The organism is Carboxylicivirga fragile (genome assembly GCF_050589805.1).
Classification (GTDB): domain Bacteria; phylum Bacteroidota; class Bacteroidia; order Bacteroidales; family Marinilabiliaceae; genus Carboxylicivirga; species Carboxylicivirga fragile.
Map to the genome: position 1 here is coordinate 42,928 of NZ_JBNGOY010000044.1, position 7,917 is coordinate 50,844.

Consider the following 7,917-nt stretch of genomic DNA (forward strand, 5'->3'; position numbering starts at 1 on the left):
AGGCAAAATAGGCCATACAGTTGCAGATGATTTCAAGATTATTCGCACTTTTGACTGAATTATTGCTCAAGCTGTATCAAATGAACTATCGCATTGTAAAAATTACGACTTACTATAAAGATTTTCTCTCATACTATTATGAGCGATTTCCAGAAGTAGTTTCACAATCGTTTGATCAACAATACGCGCATTTAATGCAACAGCGCTTTGCCTGGTCCGATGCTTATGCACAAGCTTTTATGCAACAAGGTAATCAAGCGTCTGAAATTGTAGCTAATGCAATGACCTTACAAAACCAATGGTGCGAAGAGAATAATTTTAAGGCGACTGATAGCAATTCAATTTTAATTGCCCAATTAAAACAGCTTCAACCCGATGTTGTATGGTTTCAGGATAGCTATAGCTATAACGGAGAATTTATTAATAAGCTTAAAGCATTAATACCTACCATTAAGATAGCTATAGGTAATTGTTGTTCGCCCATTTCATCAAAGTACTATTCCGACTTTAAAGCCTTTGATTTTATTACTGTTTGCGCACCTTACTTCAAAAATTTATTGGAGAAAAAAGGTTTGCCCGAATGTCTGATTATTCCACATGCTTTCGACAAACGCATTTTAAAGCGAGTACCAGCTGAAGCTAAACAACACGATTTCCTATTTTCAGGATCCATAATTCTCGATCAACGTTTTCATGAAGAAAGAATTCAACTGCTAGAGAACCTAGTGAAAGCAGGGGTTGATATTAATTTATTGGTCAATCTTAACCAAAACGCATCAAAACATCTACTTGTTAAACAGATGGCCTTTTTTGCTAGTAAATGTTTAAATAAAATAGGATTATCATCTGTTAATAAAACCATTAAACCTTTACAAAAAGTTAATCGCTTAGACTATATGCCAAGTGCATCGAAGGTATCGAAAGCTTTGGCTCAACAAATAAAATCACCTGTTTTTGGCATCGATATGTTCAAGGAGATGGCGCTGTCAAAAATCGCCTTTAACATTCACGGTGATATTGCTGCTAACTTCGCCGCTAACATGCGCATGTATGAGGCTACCGGAGCCGGCACTTGCTTGCTTACCGACTGGAAACCTGACATTAATGACTATTTCACAGATGGTGAAGAAATTATCACCTATCGCAATTTAGATGAAGCTACTCAGAAAATAAAATGGCTGCTTTCAGAACCCCAAGAGTTAAAGAAAATTACAGAAGCCGGACAGAGACGTACCCTTAATGATCATACCTTTGAAAAAAGAGCCGAAATGATAGATAGAAAAATTAAGTCTCTTTTATTTAATCTAGCATAGTTAAAACATCTGCACCAACAACAGAGCTTGCCTTTTTATCCATAATCTGCCTCAACAGTTCTTTATAGATATTCTCAATTCCAGGGTATTGATATTCGTTAAAATTACAATTGTGCCACAATAACACCAATAAACCTCCAAATCGTTTTATCTCCTCAATTATTACATCAGATGCCTGTAATATTTCTTTATTAATTAGATTTCTATACCCATAAAGTGTAGTGTCCATAATGACCAAAGGAAACTCCCAAATGGCCATCATTTTATCATTTTCAAAGTCGTAAGGATGAAATGGGTAACAGTAACTATTTCTAAAGCCCTCATGTTCAGCAAAACCTAAAGTTGAATCATATTTCAAACCACATGCTTGCTGATTAACAAGAGTAGATGGATAATGAAGTTTGAGAAAATGTTGCCTTGTTCCAACCACCTCGATGGAAGTGAGCTTTTGAAGTCGATCTTTTGCCTTTTGCAAATCACTTAATGAATCAGCAGTCTTAATAGAACCATGTAAGCCAACTTCACATTTTTGACCTATTAGCTTATATATTTGCTTTTTAATTCGATCTTCCTCAAGTATATATTTAGCATCATGTGGCGATCCATCGCGATTGAGAAAGTACCATGTTGATTTAATATCTAGCTGCTTTTCTATTTGCCGTAGCTCATCAAAATTCCACCATGGGTCTTTTTTATATCCGGGGAATAAAGTAGGCAATATGGCATCCAAGGTTGCTTTAAAAAGTTGTTTTTTATCAGCATAGTCCGAAGGCTTAAGTCCGAGAATCTGCATAATTTTTAGCACTGTTTCACGCCAATGGTAGTAATCTACACGATCAACATCATGCGTCAGCATAAAACCAAAATCATCAAACAAACGCTTACGTTTTATAGTTAAACCATGGTACGCAGCGTATTTTTCAAGCCCTTCAATGATAATCTCAAAGTAATAATTGACCAAAGGCACCTCAACTATCCCTAATCGATACTGAATGGAAGACTTGTATTGAAATCGTCCCATCGCATCCGAGACACTTGGAAGCGTTTCCTGATATCCACTCAGTAGATAGAAAGCTGACTTTAATAAATCATGATGAAAAATAAGTTTCCCATCTTCAAAGGTATAAAATGATTGACTATCAGCTTGCGGAAAAAGAATGGGAATAGTCTTGTTTTTATACTCTAATTGAGTTATCTCATTAATTTCTTTATCAGAAGAATAAAAAATAATTTCAGACTTTAAATTAGTGCCGTAAACAATCTGCTTCTTTAAAGTACCCAAGTCAACATGCTGCTCCAAATGAAACAACACATAATCCAACTGGTTATTACTTAGAATACTTTGCATAATCACTTTTTTAGCTGAGAAATATTACTTTTCAATTGCGATATATTCTTCCATTTATGCCAGGCTTGTAGCATTTTTTCAAGCTCATCTCTTTCAAAAAAACCTAAAACATAAAGCGTTAATACACACATAAACAATAATGATATTTTTATTAAAACATCAATGTAAATGTTGATTAATGGTATAAAAAAGAAAAGAACACAATAAACCATACCTACAAACAAAGCCAGAGCTATCTTTCGCACATTATAAATATTTGCTTTTAATTTGTCTAAAGCGATCAAGAACCAGATAACTGCAAATAGTTGACTTATCAATGTTGTTAAAGCGGCACCAACTTTTCCGTAATAAGGTATAACAATGAAGTTTAACCCAATATTGATTAGCCCTGTAAGTACCATCACCAAAGAAATAATCTTTGTTTTCTTTGCCTTGGTGATGGGCAATACAAAGACTTGCCTTATTCCTGAAAATATTAGCCCCAATATTAAAACTGGAATTACAGGAATTGCATCGTAGAAAGTGGCATCTCCAGAACTTAAGATATAAATTGCCTCTCTACTAAAAAATATAATTCCAAGACCAAGTATGGTCATCAAAAATATGAAATAATTGAATGAAGTCACCAGAAAAGCCTTACTCCCCTTATCATTCATCGACTTATAGTAATTGTAAGTATACGATGTTATAAATGATGCAACAACAATAAATTGCAATAGGTTTGATATTTTATAAGCCATTGAATAACTACCAACATCTGTTAAGGATTGATAATGTTCAATAAAATATCGGTCACTTAAAGTTAATCCCGTTGTTAAAACATTAGAAATAGCTAATGGATAGCCGTATTGTATTAATTCAACAAGCATCTTTAGTTTAAGCGACCAAATACTATTTTTAATGATTATTGGCAAAACGATTAAGAACGAAATAGCATTAGCAATTGCTTGTGCTTTGAAGATGCCAATAAATCCATCATTAAGGACACCTAAAAAGTAATAAGTTAAGCATAAGGTGATTATGATGTTTATAATTTGAATATTCGTAATAGTCTTTGACTTTTGTTGCAATCTTAGTAAAACTGTTGGAACATCAAATAATAACTTGAACAAGCTTGATAAGCAGAACCATACGATAACCAAACTGCTATTAAGAGAATTAAATAAAGATGAGTTGTAGAGAATTATAGAAATGCAAATTATACCAAGAAAACTTGAAAAAACATTAAATGTCATTACCGAAAAGAAAAGTGCTTTTTTCTCATCTGGATTATTCACATCATTATACCATCTAGCTAATCCACTTTTAGTTCCAACACTGGTTATTGTTAACATTACTACGAAAACCGTTTCATACAATGCAAGCAAGCCAAACTCTTCAGTACTAATATATTCAAGATATAGTGGGAGTAAAATTATCCCACTTGCCTTAGCAGCAGAATTACCAATGCCGTAGAAAAAAAAATCTTTTAAAAGGGTTCTTATATTTTTAAGCATTTTATCAGCATCTATTTCTTGAAACACTTAACCACAGAAGCTTTAAAATATCGCTTCCAAAAAACATAATTAAAATAACCTGATATATTTAGAACTGATTGTTTTTTTGTAATAGCATTTATTCCAAACGAGGCCAGGTTAATAGACTTTAATACGGGAAAGCCTCTTTTAAAAGAATTAGACACATTATCATCATGTACGATTTGCAACCAATATGGTTTATCAAGTATAAACGTCGATTGTTTATTCAATCCAAATACCTCTTTATACATAAATAATCGTAGTTCATTCCAACTACTATGGGGCTTACAAAAAACGCCTTTAATGTTCTTTTTCGTTGTCGATTCGATTATCGTTAAAAAAGGTGACATTGGGTAAAAGTAATGCGACAAAATATTTTTCTTAAGATCCAGAGTATAACCCGAAGCAAGAGAGATGAGATGGCCATCCTTCTTAACAAAACTTTCTTGAATCCTCTCTATCGCAGCTGAATCAAAGCAATCATCATTATCAATGCGCGAAATCATAGCCCAAGAAGAATCACCAATATTATTCTTTATATCCTCAATATATACTTTATCAAAACTATCCATACCATCTGAATAGCAAACCTTAATAAATTCAAAACCATTAAGTTTATTTATATAATCAGTAAACTCATCAGGAGTTTGCGTATCAAAATAAATAAACCATTTAAAATCTTTATTGCTTTGGTTACTCAATGATGGTAAGCAGTATTTATCAAATAAAGAAATCCTATCCCTTGTCCACTGTACCCACTCATCTTGCTTCTTCTCCCCCAGCGGAAAATTTCTTAAATTAAACCTAGTTATTAAAAAATGTTTAAACATTAATGATCATTATTTAAATTCAAAGCTTGTTTTATAATACTAAGGAAAGAATAATACTTTACTCGCCAATAATTTCCAGAGGAATGCTCCCAGTTTAAACGACAATCTTTACAAGTTGGATCCTTACAAAAGAAAAATGAAGGGTCTTCCTTAAGTTTAATGATTTCTAGTTCAAGGGTTTTTTTCATAGAAGTGAATACGGCATTGGCATTCCCAATCTTACCAAATCTAACAGCATCGGCTTCGGAATATATGGGTATAAAGTTAGAGAAACCTCGCGAACATCCCCCATTCCAATCAACTTGAAATGTTTTAATCAATCCATCACTATTACTATAATTAACTCCCTTTTTTATTCCTTTTTTTATGAACCCAAGATATTCAATCGCCACATGAGTTGTTCCAACTCCATGAGTATTTGTCCCAATTGATAAGTTTACAGCATTACTTGAACACAATGTCTCAAAAACCTCATAACCTTTACTCTTATCGGTATGGCATCCTACTAATTCTTGAGCCTTAGGGCCAATCGCAGCAAACTTTTGGATAGGATGTTTACTTCTTACAACATTAGGATGTTTAATAAAAACATTAGCAAAAGCACCAGCGTAAGAAGGAGTCAATGCATCGCTAATGAGTAGAGCGTGTTTCTTTTTTAAAGGCAAAGGGTACGATTCGACAAAGGCATCAACAACAACAGTACCCTCACTACCAACAACATCCAACACAGCATCAAGTAACGTTTGTGCTCCACCTTCAATATTCCCAATTGACCTTAAGGAAACTTTAAGATGAAGTATACATCCTAGGCTAACACCAATCTTTTTTAGATCAAGTATTAATTCCTCTTTACTCCAATTCAGATGACCGTTTCGTGACGCCACTATTCCACTTTAAATTATAGTTCAGTTGATTTTTAATTCAATGTTGCAATCAGCCCGAAAGTTACAATAAAAAGAGTTTTAATACTACTTCATGAAGAATATGGATTATTACAGCAGAACGTAACAATTTCTTAAATAGCAAAAGATGCTAGAAATTATCGGTAACAGTAAACTACGGAAGAAAATACATATTTTTAAATTTAAACTATTAAATTTTTATTATTTACATTAAGTTTTCAACACAAACATCTTCAAAGTATTTAAATTACATCATTATTGAGTAATTATTCAGTTAATCCTAATTAACCCTATAACTTCATATTGGAATCTGTGTATTTTATTCCTTAAACACACAAATAATATTATATTTGTATCAATTTTAACCCAAGTAATAAACAATGAAACTTACCCTCAGAAAAATTAACTTTCTTTTCTCATTGCTAGCAGTTACAGTTTTATTCTCAAACTGTTCTGAAGATCACTACTGCAATACTGCACCAACATTTACGAATCAATCCTTTGAAATTGATGAGAATAGTCCCAGCGGTACTATAATAGGTAAACTTGAATATTCAGATGCTGAAAACCACGATGTTACATTTGAAATTGTGAATGATCTCACGGATGGAGGTTTTCAAATTGATCAACTATCTAAGAGTATTGTATTAGTTAATCCAGCGACTATTGATTTCGAAATTTCAGAAAAAATTGAATTGGCCATATCAGTAAAGGAGGAGGCAAATCCCTTTCTCTCAACTACAGCGAATATAACCATTAACATTAATGATGTTGATGAACGCCCTGTTACTAATCTTTTTGCCTATTATACCTTTGATGGTCACTCAAATGATGAAACAAACAACCAGTATCATGCCACGAACTATATGATCAATTATGGCCAAGGAAGAGTTAATAAGAATGGTGAATCAGCTCAACTAAATGGTATTTCTTCATATTTAAAACTACCAACAGACTTTGACAAACAAGAAAAATCATTTTCTATTTGGTTTAAGGCAAATAAAATACCTGTTTGGGACTACAATTACAGCCCCACTACGTCTTGGAGTTCAATTATTTCTTGCGACCATTCAAGTTTAACAAATAGTTCTACAAGGCTCTCAGTATCAAAAATAGATGGAATTAATAAAGTTTGGGTCTATGTTGGTGGGATGGACAACAAAATGAACCCACACCTTATTCAAACTGAAATAAGTGAAGGCGAATGGCATCATGCTGTTTTAACAATATCGCAACAATATGTTAATTTTTATCTAAATGGAAACTTGGTAAATAAATTAAAAAAGACTAATAATCACTCTGTTGATGGGCATAAAGCCGTCGTGTTAGGTGCAGGAAGAAATTGTTGGGATAGGTTTTTAAATGGTAACCTTGATGATCTAAGAATTTATGACCGCATTCTTACACATGAAGAAGTTAAATTAATATTCAAAGAGTAAAACATATTTTTTAAGTTTGCAGGAGGGAAAGCATTGACAATGAGTATTAAAAAGTACTATCAGCTAAGAAACGAAATTGACGCACAAACCAAACATTTCGATCTATTACACCAAGAGAATATGGTATGTAAAAAAGGTTGCGATAAATGCTGTCTCGATTTCGATGTCTTCCCTATTGAATATGAAGCTGTAAAGGTTCAAATCCAAAAAGAATATCCCGATATCATTAAAACCCTTAATCAAAGCGAGAACAAGGAACGTTGTGCTTTTTTAATAAACGGACAATGCACTATTTATAACGCTCGTCCTATTATTTGCAGAACACATGGCTACCCATTAATTAACATGAACGAGGCTGGTGATCAATGGGAACTATCCTTTTGCGAACTAAACTTTACAAAAGTTGATGATACTTATTTCGACGAGGACAATGTTTACGAACAAGACACCAATAATAGCAAATTATTCATGATGAATTACTGCTGATGCGTTAAAATTAGTCACCAAATAATTTTAGTTGTTCTTTGACATCTTGATTGATTTGATATTCTGTAAGCAGTTCTTGTAT

At 33.0% G+C, this 7,917-nt stretch carries 7 protein-coding genes; 3 read left to right on the forward strand and 4 right to left on the reverse strand.

Annotated elements, in window-relative coordinates:
* Positions 1-26: 26 nt before the first annotated feature.
* The gene (locus ACRD7B_RS17470; RefSeq protein ID WP_430825901.1) at positions 27-1,313 is read left to right on the forward strand and encodes a CgeB family protein; all 1,287 of its coding nucleotides are present in this window, start codon (positions 27-29) and stop codon (positions 1,311-1,313) included.
* Here ACRD7B_RS17470 and ACRD7B_RS17475 read toward each other — a convergent pair.
* Genes ACRD7B_RS17475 through ACRD7B_RS17490 form a run of 4 tightly spaced genes read right to left on the reverse strand, consistent with a single transcriptional unit; the run spans position 1,300 to position 5,892 of the window.
* Entirely contained in the window at positions 1,300-2,661 is a 1,362-nt protein-coding gene (locus tag ACRD7B_RS17475) for a polysaccharide deacetylase family protein (protein ID WP_430825902.1), read from the reverse strand. The two genes, ACRD7B_RS17470 and ACRD7B_RS17475, sit on opposite strands and share 14 nt — an antisense overlap.
* Before the next feature lie 2 nt (positions 2,662-2,663).
* A complete protein-coding gene (locus tag ACRD7B_RS17480) occupies positions 2,664-4,157 on the reverse strand; it encodes an oligosaccharide flippase family protein (RefSeq protein ID WP_430825903.1) in 1,494 nt (497 codons plus the stop codon).
* An 11-nt stretch (positions 4,158-4,168) separates the two neighbouring features.
* Positions 4,169-5,008, reverse strand: coding sequence for a glycosyltransferase (locus tag ACRD7B_RS17485; RefSeq protein ID WP_430825904.1), 840 nt, complete (start codon positions 5,006-5,008; stop codon positions 4,169-4,171).
* A complete protein-coding gene (locus ACRD7B_RS17490; protein WP_430825905.1) occupies positions 5,008-5,892 on the reverse strand; it encodes an AAC(3) family N-acetyltransferase in 885 nt (294 codons plus the stop codon). Before ACRD7B_RS17490 ends, ACRD7B_RS17485 begins: the two co-directional genes overlap by 1 nt.
* Before the next feature lie 398 nt (positions 5,893-6,290).
* Between ACRD7B_RS17490 and ACRD7B_RS17495 the strand changes: the two genes are divergently transcribed.
* A complete protein-coding gene (locus ACRD7B_RS17495; RefSeq protein WP_430825906.1) occupies positions 6,291-7,349 on the forward strand; it encodes a LamG-like jellyroll fold domain-containing protein in 1,059 nt (352 codons plus the stop codon).
* Positions 7,350-7,388: 39 nt separating this feature from the next.
* Positions 7,389-7,835, forward strand: coding sequence for a YkgJ family cysteine cluster protein (locus ACRD7B_RS17500; protein ID WP_430825907.1), 447 nt, complete (start codon positions 7,389-7,391; stop codon positions 7,833-7,835).
* The last annotated feature ends 82 nt before the right edge of the window (positions 7,836-7,917 follow it).